This window comes from Stenotrophomonas sp. SAM-B (assembly GCF_013387485.1).
GTDB lineage: Bacteria > Pseudomonadota > Gammaproteobacteria > Xanthomonadales > Xanthomonadaceae > Stenotrophomonas > Stenotrophomonas maltophilia_AA.
The window spans coordinates 213621-232015 of record NZ_JABBXB010000003.1; the positions used below are offsets into that span (position 1 = coordinate 213621).

16 protein-coding genes are annotated in these 18395 nt (G+C 65.8%); 12 read left to right on the top strand and 4 right to left on the bottom strand.

Annotation, left to right across the window (positions count from 1 at the left end):
* Positions 1–35: 35 nt before the first annotated feature.
* The 7 genes from infB to HH110_RS08695 all read left to right on the top strand — a co-directional run bounded on the left by infB (position 36) and on the right by HH110_RS08695 (position 10013).
* On the top strand, positions 36–2681 hold the full coding sequence (infB, locus tag HH110_RS08665) for a translation initiation factor IF-2 (protein WP_176989305.1): 2646 nt from the start codon (positions 36–38) through the stop codon (positions 2679–2681).
* Positions 2682–2756: 75 nt separating this feature from the next.
* Positions 2757–3185, top strand: coding sequence for a 30S ribosome-binding factor RbfA (rbfA, locus tag HH110_RS08670; protein ID WP_176989306.1), 429 nt, complete (start codon positions 2757–2759; stop codon positions 3183–3185).
* A gap of 118 nt (positions 3186–3303) precedes the next feature.
* On the top strand, positions 3304–4215 hold the full coding sequence (gene truB / locus HH110_RS08675; RefSeq protein ID WP_176989307.1) for a tRNA pseudouridine(55) synthase TruB: 912 nt from the start codon (positions 3304–3306) through the stop codon (positions 4213–4215).
* 172 nt (positions 4216–4387) lie between these two features.
* Positions 4388–4648, top strand: coding sequence for a 30S ribosomal protein S15 (gene rpsO, locus HH110_RS08680; RefSeq protein WP_038687260.1), 261 nt, complete (start codon positions 4388–4390; stop codon positions 4646–4648).
* A 147-nt stretch (positions 4649–4795) separates the two neighbouring features.
* The gene (pnp, locus tag HH110_RS08685; protein WP_176989308.1) at positions 4796–6904 is read left to right on the top strand and encodes a polyribonucleotide nucleotidyltransferase; all 2109 of its coding nucleotides are present in this window, start codon (positions 4796–4798) and stop codon (positions 6902–6904) included.
* Positions 6905–7178: 274 nt separating this feature from the next.
* Entirely contained in the window at positions 7179–8363 is a 1185-nt protein-coding gene (locus HH110_RS08690) for a glycoside hydrolase family 18 protein (RefSeq protein WP_176989309.1), read from the top strand.
* 51 nt (positions 8364–8414) lie between these two features.
* The gene (locus HH110_RS08695) at positions 8415–10013 is read left to right on the top strand and encodes a winged helix-turn-helix domain-containing protein (RefSeq protein WP_241696485.1); all 1599 of its coding nucleotides are present in this window, start codon (positions 8415–8417) and stop codon (positions 10011–10013) included.
* On the opposite strand, the gene HH110_RS08700 is transcribed toward HH110_RS08695, so the two are convergent.
* From HH110_RS08700 to HH110_RS08715, 4 genes are all read right to left on the bottom strand, one after another.
* Positions 9982–11058: a serine hydrolase gene (locus HH110_RS08700; protein ID WP_176989311.1), complete on the bottom strand. Its 1077-nt coding sequence runs from the start codon at positions 11056–11058 to the stop codon at positions 9982–9984. The two genes, HH110_RS08695 and HH110_RS08700, sit on opposite strands and share 32 nt — an antisense overlap.
* Before the next feature lie 108 nt (positions 11059–11166).
* On the bottom strand, positions 11167–12732 hold the full coding sequence (locus HH110_RS08705) for a PepSY domain-containing protein (RefSeq protein ID WP_176989312.1): 1566 nt from the start codon (positions 12730–12732) through the stop codon (positions 11167–11169).
* 10 nt (positions 12733–12742) lie between these two features.
* Positions 12743–13006 carry a hypothetical protein gene (locus tag HH110_RS08710; protein WP_176989313.1) on the bottom strand — a complete coding sequence of 88 codons (264 nt, stop codon included), beginning with the start codon at positions 13004–13006 and terminating at the stop codon, positions 12743–12745.
* A complete protein-coding gene (locus HH110_RS08715) occupies positions 13006–13302 on the bottom strand; it encodes a hypothetical protein (protein WP_176989314.1) in 297 nt (98 codons plus the stop codon). The genes HH110_RS08710 and HH110_RS08715 overlap by 1 nt, the downstream gene beginning before the upstream one ends.
* Positions 13303–13650: 348 nt before the next feature.
* Between HH110_RS08715 and thrS the strand changes: the two genes are divergently transcribed.
* The 5 genes from thrS (at position 13651) to pheS (ending at position 18337) form a co-directional block, all read left to right on the top strand.
* On the top strand, positions 13651–15555 hold the full coding sequence (gene thrS, locus HH110_RS08720) for a threonine--tRNA ligase (protein ID WP_176989315.1): 1905 nt from the start codon (positions 13651–13653) through the stop codon (positions 15553–15555).
* 48 nt (positions 15556–15603) lie between these two features.
* A complete protein-coding gene (gene infC / locus HH110_RS08725; RefSeq protein WP_172838068.1) occupies positions 15604–16143 on the top strand; it encodes a translation initiation factor IF-3 in 540 nt (179 codons plus the stop codon).
* A gap of 435 nt (positions 16144–16578) precedes the next feature.
* Positions 16579–16776: a 50S ribosomal protein L35 gene (gene rpmI, locus HH110_RS08730; RefSeq protein WP_017355265.1), complete on the top strand. Its 198-nt coding sequence runs from the start codon at positions 16579–16581 to the stop codon at positions 16774–16776.
* Between the two features lie 10 nt (positions 16777–16786).
* Positions 16787–17146 (top strand): 50S ribosomal protein L20, encoded by a 360-nt coding sequence (gene rplT, locus HH110_RS08735; RefSeq protein ID WP_017355264.1) that lies wholly within the window; start codon positions 16787–16789, stop codon positions 17144–17146.
* Between the two features lie 195 nt (positions 17147–17341).
* Positions 17342–18337 (top strand): phenylalanine--tRNA ligase subunit alpha, encoded by a 996-nt coding sequence (gene pheS, locus HH110_RS08740; RefSeq protein WP_176989316.1) that lies wholly within the window; start codon positions 17342–17344, stop codon positions 18335–18337.
* Positions 18338–18395: the final 58 nt, after the last annotated feature.

An 18395-nucleotide genomic window follows, 5' to 3' on the forward strand; every position in this document is an offset into this window, starting at 1 on the left:
TTTCGAGGGAGCGCCAACCAGATCATAGGATCCGAATGTCGCAGCAAACCACCATCCGCAAGCTTGCCGAACTGGTCAATACCCCGGTCGATAAACTGCTCGTACAACTTGCCGAAGCCGGCATGAAGTTCAGCGGTCCCGACCAGGTCGTGACCAGTACCGAGAAGGTGAAGCTCCTGGGCTTCCTTCGTCGCTCGCACGGCAAGACCGAGCAGCCCGTCGAGAGCACCGACGAAGCCGCCAAGAAGATCACCCTCAACCGTCGCAAGTTGCAGGAAGTGACCGTCAGCGCCGGCCGCAGCAAGACCACCGTCAACGTGGAAGTGCGCCAGAAGCGTACGTACATGAAGGACGCCAGCGGCAAGCCGATGACCGCGGATGAGGAGCGCGCCGACATCCTGCGCAAGCTGGAGGAATCCCGCCAGCGCAATCTGGACGAGCAGCGCGCACTGGCCGAGAAGGACCGTGCGCGCGATGAAGAAATCGCCCGCAAGCGTCAGGAAGAAATCGACGCCAAGGAGCGTGCCGAAGCCGAGCGCAAGGCGGCCGAAGCCGCTGCTGAAGCGGCCAAGAACGCACCGCCGGCCCCGGCCCCGGCTGCGGTCAAGCCCGCTGCTGCCGATGCTCCGGCCCGCAATGCGCGTCCGGCTGCACCGTCGGCTGCCCGTCCGGCACCGCGTTCGGACGATCGCAACTCGAACAACAACAACAACAACCGTCCGGGCGCCAAGCGCGACGACGATGGTGGCAACCGCTTTGCCGGTCAGCTGCATCTGTCGGCCGCCGATCGTGCCCGCCGCGGCAACAACAGCAACTCGCGCGGTCGTCCGACCGGGCGCGTGCAGCACGGCAGCCGCCGTGACAGCAACCAGTCGCGCAGCGGCGGTGGTGCCCATGGCTTCGAACGTCCGGTCGCTCCGATCGTGCGTGACGTGACCATCGGCGACACCATCACCGTCGCCGATCTGGCCCAGAAGCTGGCCGTCAAGGGCGGCGATGTGGTCAAGGCGCTGTTCAAGATGGGCGTCATGGCGACCATCACCCAGACCATCGACCACGATACCGCCGCGCTGGTGACCGAAGAACTCGGCCACAACGTGATCCGTGCCAACACCAACGACGCCGAAGACGCGCTGCTGGCGCTGGCCGGTGGCAACCAGGGCGAGCCGGTGGCACGTCCGCCGGTCGTCACCATCATGGGCCACGTCGATCACGGCAAGACCTCGCTGCTGGATTACATCCGCCGCACCAAGGTCGCCACGGGCGAAGCCGGTGGCATCACCCAGCACATCGGTGCGTACCACGTTGAAACGCCGAAGGGCGTCATCAGCTTCCTGGATACCCCGGGCCACGCGGCGTTTACGTCCATGCGTGCCCGCGGTGCCAAGCTGACCGACATCGTGGTGCTGGTGGTGGCTGCCGACGACGGCGTCATGCCGCAGACCAAGGAAGCCATCCAGCACGCCCGTTCGGCGGGTGTGCCGCTGATCGTGGCAATCAACAAGATCGACAAGTCCGGCGCCGATCCGATGCGCGTCAAGAACGAGCTGCTCACCGAGCAGGTCGTGTCCGAAGACTTCGGTGGCGACACCCAGATGGTCGAAATCTCGGCCAAGGCTGGCCTGGGCATCGACGACCTGCTGGATGCGATCTCGATTCAGGCCGAACTGCTGGAACTGAAGGCCGTGGCCGACGGCCGCGCCACCGGCGTGGTCATCGAGTCCTCGCTGGACAAGGGCCGTGGCCCGATCGCCACCGTGCTGGTGCAGCAGGGTTCGCTGAAGAAGGGCGATTACCTGGTCTGCGGTATCCAGTACGGCCGCGTGCGCGCCCTGTTCGACGAAACCGGCGCACAGCCTGACCAGGCGGGTCCGTCGATTCCGGTCCAGGTGCTGGGTCTGTCCGGCGTGCCGGATGCCGGCGATGACTTCGTCGTGGTCGAAGACGAGCGTCTGGCCAAGGACGTCGCGCAGCAGCGCGAAACCAAGCGCCGTGAATCGCGCCTGGTGCAGTCCGCGGGCAGCCGCATGGAAGACATCATGGCGACCCTGGGCAAGGGCGATGGCCAGCAGGTGCTGAACCTGGTGATCAAGGCCGATGTGCAGGGTTCGGTGCAGGCGCTGAGCCAGGCACTGGTCGCGCTGTCCAACGACGACATCCGCATCAACGTGATCCACTCCGGCGTGGGCGGCATCACCGAGTCGGACGCCAACTCGGCGGTTGCCTCCAAGGCCACCGTGATCGGCTTCAACGTGCGTGCCGACGCCTCCGCGCGTCGCATCATCGAGTCCAACGGCGTGGACCTGCGTTACTTCTCGATCATCTATGACGTGATCGATCAGGTGAAGCAGGTGGCTTCCGGTCTGCTCGGCGTGGAAATCCGCGAAGAGATCATCGGTATCGCCCAGGTCCGCGATGTGTTCCGCAGCTCGAAGTTCGGTGCGGTCGCAGGCTGCATGATCATCGAAGGTACGGTGAAGCGCAGCAAGCCGATCCGCGTCCTGCGCGACAGCGTCGTGGTCTTCGAAGGCGAGCTGGAATCGCTGCGTCGCTTCAAGGAGAACGTCGAGGAAGTCCGCAACGGTACCGAATGCGGTATCGGCGTGAAGGCTTACAACGACGTCAAGCCGGGTGACCAGATCGAGTGCTTCGAGCGTATCGAAGTGCCGCGCACCCTGTAATGTTCCAGGCCGGGCCGCATCACGCGGTCCGGCTTTTTCGCTTACGCATCACCCTTCAAGACGAGTCCGCCTACCGTGCCAAAGACCTTCCATCGAACCGACCGTGTTTCCGCCCAGATCCGCCGCGAACTGGGGACGCTCGTGCACAACGCCGTGCGTGTACACGGCCTGCCTTCGGTGAGCGTCTCCGACGTGGAAATCACCCGTGACATGGCGCATGCCAAGATCTTCGTCACGGCACTGATGCCCGAACGTTCGGTGGAAGCGATGAAGGGCCTGAAGGAACTGGCCTGGGAATTGCGCATGGAGCTGGCGCGTGCGATGAAGCTGCGCCACGTGCCCGAGCTGCACTTCCACTACGATGACTCGGTGGACCGCGGTGAGCGCATCGACAACATCCTGCGCGACCTGCCCGATACGCTGGCGGCAGAAAAGAGCCGGCAGGGTGATGAAGGCGATGAAGGTGTCGAAGACGACACCGACGAAGGCGAAAAGAAAGTCTGATGGACCAACAGCCCGAAAGGGCTGTTGTCTTATGGGGCGGGGCCTGTCGCAGCGCGACCGCTCCGCCGGAGGCCGGATTGACCGGCAGCGCCACACGGCGCCGTTTTGAATTGAATGCATGGCACCTCGAATTTCGTTCCGCCGCCTGGATGGCATCCTGCTGCTCGACAAGCCCGCCGGCATGAGCTCCAACGCCGCCCTGCAGGTGGCGCGGCGCCTGTACCGGGCAGAGAAGGGCGGCCACACCGGCAGCCTGGACCCGCTGGCCACCGGCCTGCTGCCGCTGTGCTTCGGTGAAGCCACCAAGATCGCCGGCCTGCTGCTTGGCTCGGCCAAGGCCTACGACGCCGAGGTGGTGCTGGGCCAGACCACCGATACCGATGACGCCGATGGCACCGTGCTGCGAGAGCGGCCCGTTCCTTCCATCAGCGCAGCGGAGCTGGAGGCGGCGCTGGCCCCGCTGCGCGGTCGCATCCGCCAGCGCGCCCCGATCTATTCCGCGCTCAAGCAGGGCGGTGAGCCGCTGTATATGAAGGCCCGTCGCGGCGAGGCGATCGAGGCACCCGAGCGCGATGTCGAGGTGCACGCGCTGGAGGTGCTGGACCAGCAGCCGACGCGTCTGTCCCTGCGGGTGACCTGCGGTTCAGGCACCTACATCCGCAGCCTGGCCCGGGATCTCGGCGAGACCCTGGGCTGCGGTGCGCATATCGCCGGCCTGCGCCGGCTGTGGGTGGACCCCTTCCGCGAGGCCCCGATGGTCACCCTGGAGACCCTGCGGGCCCTGGCCGAGCAGGGCGATGAGGCCGGCATGGAGGCCCTGCTGCTGCCGCTGGACGCGGGTCTGGCCCATTACCCCCGGGTCACGCTGGACGACGAGCAGACCCCCCGCTTCCGGGTGGGTCAGCGCATCCGCGACGCCGGCTGGCCGCAGGGTGGGGTGGTCGTCTTCGGCCCGGGCGAGGCGATCCAGGGCCTGGGCCAGGTCGACGAGACCGGTCTGCTGGCGCCGCAGCGCCTGTTCAACCTCTGACCGACCCGGCCCGGGACCCGACCGGTCCTTGTTCCGGAAGGCCACGGACGTTACAATTCCGCGGCCTTTTCAGGCTTCCCGCGTTCTGCGGGTTCATCCTTTCGTTCACGGCGAGTCGCGCGGTACGTCAATGGGACGTTTCTGCGGGCCACGCATCCAAGAGAAAAAAGATATGTCGATCGACACCCAGAAGGTCATTGAAGACAACAAGCGCAGCGCGGCTGACACCGGCTCCCCGGAAGTCCAGGTCGCTCTGCTGACCGCCCGCATCGAACTGCTGACCGGCCACTTCAAGACCCACAAGAAGGATCACCACAGCCGTCGTGGTCTGCTGCAGATGGTCAACCGTCGCCGCAGCCTGCTCGACTACCTGAAGAAGAAAGACGCTCCGCGTTACAAGGCCCTGATCGAAAAGCTCGGCCTGCGTCGCTAAGCACGAACCCCCACCGCGGCGCAGGAATGCGCCGCGGTTTTGTTTTGGCAGTACCGCAATAAACGTATGGGCCGGACAACCGGTCACCCGTCGGCGGCAAGGGTCGCCCGCGGTCCATTGAAGAAAGCATCATCCAAGGAAACCCCCGTGGCAAAAATCACCAAAACCTTCCAGTACGGCAAGCACACCGTCACGCTTGAAACCGGCGAAATCGCCCGTCAGGCCGGCGGTGCCGTCATCGTCAAGTTCGACGACACCGTGCTGCTGGTCTCCGCCGTTGCCGCCAAGAGCGCGCGTGAGGGCCAGGATTTCTTCCCCCTGACCTGCGACTATCAGGAGAAGTTCTATGCAGGTGGCCGTATCCCGGGCGGTTTCTTCAAGCGCGAAGGCCGCGCGACCGAAAAAGAGACGCTGATTTCGCGCCTGATCGATCGCCCGATCCGTCCGCTGTTCCCGGAAGACTACAAGAACGAAGTCCAGATCATCGCTACCGTGATGTCGCTGAACCCGGACATCGATGGCGACATCGCTGCCCTGATCGGTGCCTCGGCTGCGCTGTCGCTGGCCGGTACCCCGTTCAAGGGTCCGATCGCCGCCGCCAAGGTCGGTTACAAGAACGGTGAGTACATCCTCAACCCGACCGTGACCGAGCTGAAGGATTCGGAGCTGGAACTGGTTGTCGCCGGTACCGCCAACGCCGTGCTGATGGTGGAATCCGAAGCCGCGCTGCTGTCCGAAGACGTGATGCTGGGCGCCGTGACCTTCGGTCACCGCGAAATGCAGAAGGTCATCAACGCGATCAACGAGCTGACCGTGGAAGCCGGCACCAAGCCGTCGACCTGGGAAGCCCCGGCCAAGAACGACGTGCTGATCAGCGCCCTGCAGGAAGCCATCGGCCCGCGTCTGGGCGAAGCCTTCCAGGTGCGCGACAAGCTGCAGCGCCGTGACGCCATCTCGGCGATCAAGAAGGACGTGGTCGAGTCGCTGGCTGGCCGTGTGGCCGCCGAAGGCTGGAACCCGGCCGAACTGTCGAAGGAATTCGGCGAGCTGGAATACAGCACCATGCGCAACTCGGTGCTGGACACCAAGGTCCGTATCGACGGCCGTGCGCTGGACACCGTCCGCCCGATCTCCGTGAAGACCGGTATCCTGCCGCGTACCCACGGCTCCTCGCTGTTCACCCGCGGTGAGACGCAGGCGATCGTGACCATCACCCTGGGCACCGCCCGTGATGGCCAGGTCATCGATGCCGTCGCCGGTGAGTACAAGGAAAACTTCCTCTTCCATTACAACTTCCCCCCCTACTCGGTGGGTGAGACCGGCCGCATGATGGGCCCGAAGCGTCGCGAAATCGGCCACGGCCGCCTCGCCAAGCGCGGCGTGCTGGCAGTGATGCCGTCGCTGGAAGCCTTTCCGTACACCATCCGCGTGGTCTCGGAAATCACCGAATCGAACGGCTCCTCGTCGATGGCCTCGGTCTGCGGCTCCTCGCTGGCCCTGATGGACGCCGGCGTGCCGGTCAAGTCGCCGGTGGCCGGTATCGCCATGGGTCTGGTCAAGGAAGGCGATCGCTTCGTCGTCCTGTCCGACATCCTGGGTGACGAAGATCACCTGGGCGACATGGACTTCAAGGTGGCCGGTACTGCCGAGGGCATCTCCGCCCTGCAGATGGACATCAAGATCGAAGGCATCACCGAAGAGATCATGAAGCAGGCACTGCAGCAGGCCAAGGCTGGCCGTCTGCACATCCTGGGTGAAATGGCCCACGGCCTGACCGCCCCGCGCGAAGAGCTGTCGGACTACGCGCCGCGCCTGCTGACCATCAAGATCCACCCGGACAAGATCCGCGAAGTGATCGGCAAGGGTGGTTCCACCATCCAGGCCATCACCAAGGAAACCGGCACCCAGATCGACATCCAGGATGACGGCACCATCGTCATCGCGTCGGTCAACGCCATCGCTGCGCAGGCTGCCAAGGCCCGCATCGAGCAGATCACCTCGGACGTCGAGCCGGGCCGCATCTACGAAGGCAAGGTCGCCAAGATCATGGACTTCGGCGCGTTCGTCACGATCCTGCCGGGCAAGGACGGCCTCGTCCACGTGTCGCAGATCTCCAGCGACCGCGTGGAGAAGGTCGGCGATGTGCTGAAGGAAGGCGATGTGGTCAAGGTCAAGGTCCTGGAAGTCGACAAGCAGGGCCGTATCCGCCTGTCGATGAAGGCCGTCGAAGAAGGCGAGGGCGTCACCGCCGAGTAATCGGCCCACGCCGATCTCGCGGTAGGTGAGGACCGTTGGTCCTCACGCTTTCGCAGACACGAAAAAAGCGGGCTTCGGCCCGCTTTTTTTTTGTTCCCGATGCGACCCGCGTGACACGAAAAGTCACGCTGCAGCACGTTGCATGACGTCACGGGGCGGCCCGGAAGACCGCATGGACTGTCCGCCGGACGGATTCGCAGGACATCGTCGCCGATGGCACGCACAGGGTGCGCTGCACTGCTAACGTGGCCTCGCCTTCGACCGGGGAGATCCCATGTTCCGTCCTGCCGTCGCTGTTCTCGCCGTCCTGATCGCCAGCGTGTTGCCGCAGGCGGCCTCCGCCGCCGAGCCATTGCCCAGGATCATCGGCGCGTATTACCCCGGCGGCTCCGCCGACCGCTATCCGGTGGAAGACATTCCGGCCGACACGCTGACCCATCTGTTCTACGCGTTCGCCACCATCGACCAAGGTCAGTGCGTCGTCGCGCCGCAGGCCGACGCGCACTTCAAGGCGCTGGCCACGCTCAAGCGCGCGCATCCGACGCTGCATACGCTGATCTCGATCGGTGGCTGGAACGCCGGCGGCTTCTCCGATGCAGCGCTGACCGCGGAAAGCCGCCAACGCTTCGTGTCCTCCTGCGTGGCGATGTTCTTCGAGCGTCATCGCGGCAGTTTCGACGGCGTGGACATCGATTGGGAGTTCCCCGTGTATGGCGGCCCGACCGAGATCACCGACCGCCCGGAGGATCGGCGCAACATGACCCTGCTGGTGCAGGAGTTCCGGCGCCAGCTTGATGCGCTGGACAAAGCCGACGGCCAGCATCGGCTGGTCACCGCCGCATTGCCTGCGGGTCGGGTGCAGACCGATGGTCCGTACGATCCGGCACGCAGTTATGAGCTCAAGGCGCTGGGCCACGCGCTCGATTTCATCAACCTGATGAGCTACGACATGGGCACCGGCTTCTCGGCGGTGTCCACCTTCAACGCACCGCTGCACGCGGTGCCGGAGGATCCGCTGACGCCGGAACTCAAGCGCTGGAACAGCGTGGCCGGGGCGGTGGCCTACTACGAGCAGCAGGGGGTGCCGAAAGAGAAGCTGGTGCTCGGCGTACCGTTCTACGGTCGTGGCTTCACGCTGGAGGGCGACGCCAACCATGGCCTCTACCAGCGCTACAGCGCGCCGCATCCGGCCGGTGACTGGCGGCAGATCCAGGCCGGCATGCTCGGCCAGCCCGGCTGGGAGCGGCACTGGCACCCGGTCGCGCAGACCCCGTGGCTCTACAACGCTACCGAGAAGGTCTTCGTCAGCTTCGAGGATCCTACCTCGATCGGCCTGCGCGCGAGCTTCGCCAGGGACAACGGCCTGCGCGGCGTCTTCATGTGGGAGCTGACCGGCGACGATGCGCAGGGCAGCCTGCTCAAGGCCATGGTGGCGCCGTTCCAGGGCCCTGCGAAGTAACGCCACGGGAAGGGGCGCCGCGACGCAGTCGCGTGCCCTATGCTTGCCCGCATGGAGAGCGTCCGGCTGCTGGATCTGCACATCGACCGCAACGCACAGCACGTGCGGCGCGGGGATGAGCTGTTGCCGGTCAACGGGCTGAGTTGGCGGCTGTTGGAGTGTCTGCTGGCCCATGGCAACGCCGTCGTCGATTTCGACACACTGGCCGATCAGGTGTGGGCACCGGCGGTGGTCGGCGAGGATGCGATCAGCCAGCGCGTGAAGCTGCTTCGGCAGGCGCTGGGCGATGACAGCCGACGGCCACGGTATGTGCGCTCGGTGCGCGGCCGTGGCTACCAGCTGTGCGCGCCGCCGCAGCCGGAGATGCGCGACACCGTGGTCACCGTCAGCGCGGAGGGCGCCCTCGCGCCACGCCGGCACGGCGGTGCTCGCTGGATCTGGTTGGGGGCGGGCGTGACCGTCGTCGCGGTGGCTGCCGCCTTGATCGCGGTCCGTCCCGGCACCGCGCCGGTGTCGCCTGCCGATCCGGTCCTGCAGCGCGCTGCGTATTACGCGGGCATCGGGCAGGCCAGCAACAACGAGCGTGCGATCGGGCTGTACCGCCAGGCGCTGCAGATGGATCCGGAATCGTTGATGGCCAAACGTGGGCTCGCCCGTGCACTGGCGGCCGACGCCTGTCTGTTCAACGGCGCACGCGAACGCGCGCAGGAAGCGCTGGTGTTGGGCGGCGAACTGGTCCGCAAGGCGCCGGACGATGCGGCCGGCTGGGCCGCGCGCGGTTATGCCCACGATTGCCTCGGCGCGATGTCGCAGGCCATGGCGGACTACCGGCAGGCCCTGCAGCGCGACCCGGGTGACGAGCGCACGCGTGCGTCGCTGGCCTATCTGCACCAGGAAAAAGGCGACCTCGCGCAGGCACTGCAGGACAATCTGTCGCTGCGCGCGCCCGAGCGTGTCCGCTTCCGCGACGTGCAGGTCGCGCGCGAACTGGAACTGCTGGGTTTTACCGATGCCGCCGCGCGCCGGCACGCACGCAACTTCCAGCTCTATCCGGACAATGTGTTCGCCAACATCGCCTGGCCGCACAGCCTGTGGGCGATGGGCGAGCCGGGCAAGGCACGGCAGGCGCTCGATCAGGCACTCGCGCGCGGGACGCCGCACCCGCAGTTGCTGCGCCTGCAGGGCGAGATGCTGTTGTTGAGCGGGAATCGCAAGGGCGCCGCTGAAGCCTTCGAGCAGAGCCGTGCCCTGCGCCCGCAGCAGTCGATGGGGCAGACCTTGGCCGGCCTGTACGGCGATGACGCGGCCACACCCGCGTGGATCGCCGGGCACCTGCAGGTGCTGGAGGGCCAGGCCGACGATGGCTGGTCCGACACCGCGCTGGAGCGCGCGATGTTGCTGCAGGCCCAAGGCGACGACGCCGCAGCGCTGGCCGCCCTGCATCACGCGGTGGATGCCGGCTTCCGCGATGCGGCGTGGTTGCGTACCACGCCCTTGTTTGCGCCGCTGCACGGTGCGGCCGGCTGGCAGGGACTGCTCGACACGATCGAGACGGACGTATCTGCCCAGCGTGCCCAGGTGTTGGCCGCGCCGTGGCGGCCAACAGACCTCGAGGGCCTCAGCGCAGCGCCGGCAGCAGGAACTCGGTGAGGATGCGGCGCGACTGCGGGTGGGCGAAGCTGCGGTTGTAGGCCTGGCTGGTGATCACCGCCACCAGCTTCTTCTCCGGCATCACGAACACGTAGTTGCCGCCGTTGCCGGACATCGTCCAGACCGTGCGTTCGTGCCCCTCCACGGGAAGCTTCAGTCCCCACCACTGGTAGCCGTAATCGCTGCCGTCACCGGTGGTCGCCTGGGCGCTGAGCATCGCCCGGACATACCGGGCCGGGATCAGCTGCCGGCCCTGCCAGCGCCCCTCGGCCAGCACCAGCTCGCCCAACCGCGCCAGGTCACGGCTGCGGTAGCGCGTTCCGCCGCCGCCCATGCCGATGCCTTCCGGTGAGCGGTTCCACCTGCTCGCGGTGATGCCCAGCGGGCGCTCCAGCACCTGCGCGGCGTAGTCGGCCAAGGGCCGCTTCGTGGCCTGTTCCAGTACCGCGCCGAGCACGAAGGAATTGGCCGTGCAGTAGGCGTGTGACCGGCCATGCGGGCTGTCTTCCGGGCGCGTCATCCACGGTGCGAAGCCTCTGACCGGCAGCGACAGCGCGAAGTCCAGCCAGTGCTCGGTCACGTACATGCGCTCTTCGTTGCCGGCCGAGAACGCATTCTCGTCATCGCACTCCCACAGCGTGCTCATGGTGAGCAGGTCTTCCACCGTCATCGAGCGCAGCCGTGCATCCACCGGATGGCTGGCAGTGAACGCCGGGAAGTAGTCATACACACGGGCCTGCGCGCCGGGCAGGTGACCATCGCCGATGGCCGCGCCGATCAGCATCGCGGTCACGCTCTTGCTGGCCGAGCGCACGTCATTGAGGGTCTCCGCCGTGCCGCCGTTGAAGTAACCCTCGTAGGCTACCTGGCCGTCCACCAGCAGCAGGACGCTGGTGACCTGTTTGATGTCCTGGGTGGCGATCGCCGACTCCAGCGCGGTGATCCGGGCGCTATCCAGCGCCGCGGGTGCGGCGGGAGAGGTCAGTGGCAGCGCGGCTGCCAGGGCAAAGAGCAGGGCGGCAAGTCGGTGTCGGTGGTGGTGCATGGGCAGGGCTCCTCGAGATGAGGCCCGACTACGCCATGACGCGGTCTGAAGTGCTGGAAACGCGGCTGAAGAATTCTGAAAGCCCGCCGCAGCAGGCGTCCAGGGTGATCAGCGCGGTGCACTCCACACGCTGTTCGGGTCGCCATGCCGCGCGCGGCGCAGGCTCGCACGGGCCAGCGTGGCAAATCCGAAGGCCAGTGCCAGCGCCACCGCGTCCACCCAGAACAAGGGCCAGTAGCCACGTGCCGCGCTCGCCCACGGCCAGTAGCCTGTGAGTGCGCCGTGTACCACCGCCACCAGCGTGGTGCTGATGGCGGCCGCCCAGAGCAGCTCACGGGCGGCCTGGTCGGGGCGACGCAGTGCCGCCCACAGCGCACACGCGGCCCAGGTGGCGAAACAGATCCAGCGGATGCCGTGATCGACTGCCTGCGGCGCGACCTGCTCCAGGATCTGCGCGCCCACGAAGCTCGCCGAAACCGCGACGCACAGCCCGATGCACACCCCCACCGTGGCCCGGGCCATGTTGATCTGCGCGCGCCCCTGTTCCACCTGGCGCCGCTTGCGACGCGATTCGATCCACAGCAGGTTGCCGGAATAGAACAGGAAGGCGCCGCCCAGGCCGAGCAGGAAGTACAGCCAGACCACCACGCCATTGCCGAACTCGCCGAAATGCAGCGCGTAGGCCGCACTCAGGGTGGCGTGGTTGGCATCGCGCTGGCCGGGCAGCTGGCTGCTCAGCAGCCGTCCGCTGGCCGCATCCAGGCCGACCGCGCCGAGCGGCCCCAGGGTGCCGCCGGATTCACCGGTGATCTCGATCGTGGCAGTGGCATCGCCGGCATGGGCGAGCTTCAGGAAGGCCGGTTCGAAATCGGCCACGCCCTGCGCGCGCGCCACCTCGATGGCGCGGGCGTGCAGCATGCGCAGGTTCGTTCCATTGCCGGACTGGCCGCTGGGCTCGCGTACCGGTGCGGTGTCCATCGCGGCCGGCACCGCCTGCAGCAGCTTACCGTCGAAGATCAGCGGATTCAGCGCCGCCATCTGCAGGAAGATCAGGCAGAGCAGCGCGCCGGTGACCGCGAACATCAGGTGGAAGGGCAGGCTGAGCACGCCGATCACGTTGTGCGCGTCCTGCCACATCTGCTTGAGGTTGCGGCCCGGGCGCAGCGCGAACAGATCACCGAACAGCTTGGGCAGGTGGATGACCAGGCCGCTGAGCAGGGCCATGCCATACAGCAGGCTGACGATGCCCATCAGGTAGGTGCCCGCGACCGGCAGGCCGAGGCTGTAGTGCAGTTCGTTGACCAGCTCGGCCAGCCCGGTCTGCGGCGGCGTGATGCTGCCGTCGTAATGGTCCAGCCAGGCATACAGCCAGGTGCCCTTGGCATCCTGCCAATACGCGATCGGCTGCGGATGGTCGCCGCCGGGGAAGGTCATGCCCACATGGGTGCGTGCGGCCGGGTGGCGTTCAAGCACGCCGTCGAGCAGGCGCTGCGCGTCGTCCAGGCTGGCGGCGGGCGTATCCACCGCATGCGGGGTCTGCCACAGCGGCAGATCGTGGTGGAACAGGGTCAGCGCACCGGCGTAGAACGCCACGAACAGCGCGAAACCGGCGACCAGGCCGACCCACGTATGCAGCGTGGTGAAGGTGCGCAGGGTGTGGGAACTGAACTTCATCGCATCGCTCTCATTGCACCGCGCCGGTCAGGCGCAGCAGCCACAACAGGCCGAATCCGGCCACGGCGGTCGCGCTCATCATCGCCCACGCGCGCGGGCCGGTGCGGAAGCTGAAGGCCCAGACCGCGGCCAGCATCCACAAGGGAATGAAGGCGATCAGGCTGGGCACCAGCGCGTTCTGCCACGGCCCCGGCGGCAGCCAGGCGACCAGGCCGGTGGCCGCGGCCGCGACGAAGAACCCCGCCAGGAGGCCGGCGCCCGCGCGGGCCCACATCAGCGGATCACCTGTGCCGGGCGGTGCCACGCGGCCAGCAGCGGGAGCAGGATCGCCACCAGCATCCAGCTGCACAGCATCACCACCACGCCGGTGGCGATGCCCAGATTGGCGATCCACAGCCACAGCGCCGCCACGGCAGCCACCAGGCTGATCTGCCGGCCAAGACGGCCGGCACGGCGCAGGCGCGGCCAGCGGCAGTGCGGTGAGGCGGCATACAGCGCCAGCGCGGAAAAGGCGGAGCCGGCCAGCGCCAGGCTGCAGAAGCCGAGCGAAGTCAGCGCAACAGTGATCATCGGGAATCCAATCGGCAAACCTGTCCTGGGCAGGACAGTAATCCGCGCATGGTAATCATTGCGGTTTGTGGGCGCCACACGGACGCATTCAGGCGGTCCGCTGCCGGGCCGCAGCCGGGGGGGCGGCGCATTCATCACCGGATTGGTTTAAGATCAGGGCATCTCTATCGAGGCAACAAGGTGGCCCGCGCCCTGCGCCGGTCTAGCGTGTGACATGAGCACTACCACCGCCCACCGCTGAACGCCCCCGACGGCCCTGACGCAGGCGCCTTCGTGGCGCTTTTTTGTTGCCGCCTCGCCCCCGGATTCTCCAGGCCCCCTTGCGGGCCACCAGACCAAAGCACTCTCATGATCGCGATCACGCTCCCCGACGGCAGCCGCCGTGAATTCGAACATCCCGTCAGTGTCATGGACGTCGCCCAGTCGATCGGCGCCGGCCTGGCCAAGGCCACCATCGCCGGTTCGGTGGATGGCGTGCTGGTCGATGCCAGTGACGTCATCGACCACGATGCCAGCCTGCGCATCATCACCGCCAAGGACGAGGAGGGCGTTGAAATCATCCGCCACTCCGCCGCCCACCTGGTCGGCCACGCGGTCAAGCAGCTGTACCCGGACGTCAAGATGGTGATCGGCCCGGTCATCGCCGAAGGCTTCTACTACGACATCTACTCCGAGCGTCCGTTTACGCCCGAGGACATGGCCGCCGTCGAAAAGCGCATGGGCGAGCTGATCGCGCAGGACTACGACGTCATCAAGAAGGTCACTCCGCGTGCGGAGGTCATCGAGATCTTCAAGGCGCGTGGTGAAGACTACAAGCTGCGCTTGATCGAGGACATGTCGCCGGACATCCAGGCAATGGGCATGTATTACCACCAGGAATACGTGGACATGTGCCGCGGCCCGCACGTGCCCAACACGCGCTTCCTGAAGGCCTTCAAGCTGACCCGCATTTCCGGTGCCTACTGGCGCGGCGATGCCAAGAACGAGCAGCTGCAGCGCATCTACGGCACTGCCTGGGCCGACAAGAAGCAGCTCGAGGCCTATATCAAGCGCATCGAAGAAGCCGAAATGCGCGACCACCGCCGCATCGGCAAGCAGCAGGAACTGTTCCACCTGCAGGAAGAAGCGCCGGGCATGGTGTTCTGGCACCCCAAGGGCTGGGCGCTGTGGCAGGTGGTCGAGCAGTACATGCGTCAGGTTTACCGCAAGACCGGCTACGGCGAAGTGCGTTGTCCGCAGGTGCTGGACGTTGCGCTGTGGAAGCAGTCCGGGCACTGGGACAACTTCAAGGACAACATGTTCTTCACCGAATCGGAGAAGGGCACGTATGCGCTGAAGCCGATGAACTGCCCGGGCCACATCCAGGTGTTCAACCAGGGCCTGCACAGCTACCGCGACCTGCCGATCCGCTACGGCGAGTTCGGCTCGTGCCACCGCAACGAGCCGTCCGGCGCGCTGCACGGCATCCTGCGCGTGCGTGGCTTTACCCAGGACGACGGTCATGTGTTCTGCACCGAGTCGCAGATCGAAGCGGAAGTGACGGCGTTCCACCAGCAGGCGCTGGCGGTCTACACCACCTTTGGTTTCGAGGACATCCAGATCAAGATCGCGCTGCGCCCGGAACAGCGCCTGGGCGATGACGCTACCTGGGACAAGGCCGAAGGCGCGCTGCGCGCGGCGCTGGCCAGCTGCGGCGTGGAGTGGCAGGAGCTGCCGGGCGAGGGCGCCTTCTACGGCCCGAAGATCGAGTACCACCTCAAGGACGCCATCGGCCGTACCTGGCAGCTGGGCACGATGCAGGTCGATTTCATGATGCCCGGCCGCCTCGGCGCCGAGTACGTGGACGAAAACAGCCAGAAGAAGCACCCGGTCATGCTGCACCGGGCGATCGTGGGCTCGATGGAGCGCTTCATCGGCATCCTGATCGAGCACCACGCCGGGTCCTTCCCGTCCTGGCTGGCCCCGACCCAGGTGGTGGTGGCCAATATCACCGACGCCCAGGCTGAATACGTCAGCGAAGTGCGGAAAACCCTTGCAGATCAAGGCTTCCGCGTGAACGCCGATTTGCGCAACGAGAAGATCGGATATAAGATTCGCGAGCATACGCTGCAGCGGGTCCCGTACCTGCTGGTGGTTGGCGACCGTGAGAAGGAAAATGGCGCCGTGGCCGTGCGTACGCGCTCTGGCGAAGATCTGGGCAGCATGTCCGTCCAGGCCTTCATCGAGCGGTTGCAGGCAGAACAGTCCGTGTAAGAAAGTCCCGGCCCTGCGGATGCTCCGCGATGGGCCGGTTTGATTCCTCTGGGAGATTGCAATATCAGTACCCCTGACAACAAACAGAACCGCAAGAATCAGGAAATCCGGGTGCCGCGCGTACGCGTGATCGGCAGCGACGGAGAAATGATTGGTGTGTTGACGCGTGACGAAGCGCTGTCGATGGCCGAAGACGAAGGTCTGGACCTGGTCGAGATTCAGCCGCAGGCTGATCCGCCGGTGTGCAAGATCATGGACTTCGGCAAGTTCAAGTTCGAAGCGCAGAAGAAGGCCAACGAGGCCAAGAAGAAGACCAAGCAGGTCGAGATCAAGGAAGTGAAGTTCCGCCCGGTCACCGATGAAGGTGATTACCAGATCAAGCTGCGCAAGATGCGCGGGTTCCTGGAAGAGGGCGACAAGATCAAGGTCAACATCCGCTTCCGTGGCCGTGAAATGAGCCATCAGGAACTGGGTCGCGAGATGGCCAGCCGGATCGAAGGTGATCTGGGCGAGGACATCGTGATCGAGTCCCGTCCGCGCCTTGAAGGCCGGCAGATGGTGATGATGATCGCGCCGAAGAAGAAGTAACAGGCCGGCCCCAGCCCGAAAGGGTGGGGCGTGGAGCCGGGCCATGCCCGGCTGCCGGCGCCGCCGGAGTCGATTGCTTCAGATTCGCGTCAGAAGGCAAGGGCGTCTTTTCAGGCGCCTGTTGCCGTTTGCCGTGGCCGCAGCCTCCTGTGGCCCGCCCGGCGGGCGTTCCACGCCCTGTCGGCACCGGTAAACACCCGCCCAATCAAGCGTTTGCAACTGCCTGGATTCACGGGCATAATGGGCGGCCCCGTTTTGCGGGGGTGCTGTTTTGAACGGTTTCCCGCCCCACAAAGGCACGCTGTTTCAACGGCAAACAGGACCGGCCTGGTTCCCATAGGGGATCCCGGGCTTACAAGCAGGCAAGGGCACGGACGGAAAGTGTGGCAATGCCACCGCCCTGGTCAGTGACAAAACATCATCAAGGACATAGCAATGCCCAAGATCAAGACCAACCGGGCGGCGGCCAAGCGCTTCCGCAAGACCGCGTCCGGCAAGTTCAAGGCTGGCCACGCCAACCGTAGCCACATCCTCACGAAGAAGTCGACCAAGCGGAAGCGCAATCTGCGTCAGACGAACCATGTTCGTGCAGAAGACGCAGGCCGTTTGAACCGTATGCTTCCCTACCTCTGAGGACTGACCCATGGCACGAGTAAAGCGTGGCGTACAGGCGCGTCGCCGCCACAAGAAAATTCTGACCCTGGCGAAGGGTTACTACAACGCTCGCCGCAAGGTCTTCCGCGTTGCCAAGCAGGCCGTGATCAAGGCACAGCAGTACGCCTACATCGGTCGTAAGCAGAAGAAGCGCAACTTCCGTTCGCTGTGGATCACCCGCATCAACGCGGCTGCCCGCATCAACGGCCTGAGCTACAGCCGTTTCATGAACGGCCTGCTCAAGTCCGGCATCACCCTGGACCGTAAGGTTCTGGCTGACATCGCCGTGCACGACGCAGCTGGTTTTGCTGCACTGGCCGAAAAGGCCAAGGGCGCACTGGCGGCATAAGTCCATTCCCCTGCCGTTGCCGTTCACGCGCAACGGCTGTGGGTAAGGCAAATGCATGGGGAAGGGCGCAAGTCCTTCCCCATTCTTTTTTGTGTTGGCGGTGGCCCTCCCGGTGCCATCGATCGACAGCGGTGGCGACGGGGGTCGGCCCGACGCGCATCGCGATGGCATACCGACGCGAGGCTCCGGCTATCCATGAGTGACATCCAATCCCTGACCACGCAGGCACTGGCCGACGTGGCCGCTGCCCAGAGCCCCGACGCGCTGGAAGCCCTGCGCGTGGCCCTGCTGGGCAAGAACGGCAGCATCACCGCACAGCTCAAGCAGCTTGGTGGCCTGCCGGCCGATGAGCGCAAAGCCGCCGGCGAAGCCATCAACCGTGCCCGTGACGCGCTGACCAGCGCGCTGGGTGATCGCAAGACCGTGCTGGAAGACGCTGCGCTGGACGCGCGCCTGGCCGCTGAAGCGATCGACATCACCCTGCCGGGCCGTCGCGATGAGCGCGGTGGCCTGCACCCGGTGACCCGTACCCTGGAGCGCATCACCGAGATCTTCGGTCGCCTCGGTTACGAGCTCTCCGAAGGCCCGGAAATCGAAGACGACTGGCACAACTTCGAAGCGCTGAACTTCCCGCCGCACCACCCGGCGCGTGCGATGCACGACACCTTCTATTTCGGCGATGGCCGCCTGCTGCGCACGCATACCTCCGGTGTGCAGGTGCGCTACATGGGCGAGCACGCACCGCCGCTGCGGATGATCGCGGCCGGCAAGGTGTACCGCAGCGACAGCGACCAGACCCATTCGCCGATGTTCCACCAGGTCGAAGGCCTGCTGGTCGATGAGCACTCCACGTTCGCCGATCTGAAGGGCACGCTGTCCGAGTTCGTGCGCGCGTTCTTCGAACAGGATTTCGAAATGCGCTTCCGCCCCAGCTACTTCCCGTTCGTGGAACCCGGTGCGGAAGTGGACATCGCCTGGCAGCAGCCCGACGGCAGCACCCGCTGGCTGGAGGTGCTCGGCTGCGGCATGGTCCATCCGAACGTGCTGCGCAGCGTCGGCGTCGATCCGGAGCGCTATACCGGCTTCGCCTTCGGTATGGGCGTGGAGCGCTTTGCGATGCTGCGTTACGGCGTCAACGACCTGCGCGCGTTCTTCGAAAACGACGTGCGGTTCCTGAAGCAGTTCGCGTAAGCGCGTCAGCGTAGCGCCGGGCCATGCCCGGCTGGACAGGATTCAAGACCATCACGGC